Source organism: Barnesiella sp. ET7 (assembly GCF_024733785.1).
GTDB classification, from domain to species: domain Bacteria; phylum Bacteroidota; class Bacteroidia; order Bacteroidales; family Barnesiellaceae; genus Barnesiella; species Barnesiella merdigallinarum.
This window is the reverse complement of the sequence record NZ_JANRHM010000073.1, coordinates 1-526: the sequence shown is the minus strand read 5'-3', so window position 1 is coordinate 526 and position 526 is coordinate 1. Positions and strand designations below refer to the sequence as shown.

The 526-nt window shown below is 46.4% G+C and carries 2 protein-coding genes; both read left to right on the top strand.

Going from position 1 to position 526, the window contains the following annotated elements; all coding sequences use genetic code 11:
* Positions 1 to 145: 145 nt before the first annotated feature.
* Positions 146 to 442, top strand: a complete 297-nt coding sequence (locus NW211_RS13980) for a DUF4134 domain-containing protein (protein WP_005794045.1) — start codon at positions 146 to 148, stop codon at positions 440 to 442.
* A gap of 1 nt (position 443) precedes the next feature.
* The coding region (locus NW211_RS13975; RefSeq protein ID WP_258328288.1) for a DUF4133 domain-containing protein at positions 444 to 526 on the top strand (83 nt) is incomplete at its 3' end.

Genomic DNA, 526 nt, shown 5'->3' with positions numbered 1-526 from the left:
CCAAAATCCACCCTTCAAAACGCCCCAACTATGACATCTGATGACACGTTATGACGTGTATAGACCGATTTGAAAATCAATGGATTAAGTGCTATATATTCGCAGTCGAAATCACTTTTTGTATAACTAAAAAACATTTCGACGTATGAAGAAAAAAGTATTATTCGCAGCAGCATTTATGCTTGCAACAGTAGGTGCTTACGCACAGGGTAACGGTATCGCAGGTATCACCGAGGCTACCAACATGGTAACATCGTATTTTGATCCGGGTACCAAGTTGATTTATGCAGTGGGAGCCGTAGTCGGTCTCATCGGTGGCGTGAAGGTCTATTCGAAGTTCTCTTCGGGCGACCCCGACACCTCGAAGACCGCCGCCTCTTGGTTCGGCGCCTGTATTTTCCTGATTGTAGCCGCCACCATCTTACGTTCATTCTTCCTCTAATATGGCGGTCTATCAAATCAACAAAGGGATTGGTCGTAGCCCCGAGTTCAAGGGGCTACGCAGCCAATACCTCTTCATCTTCGC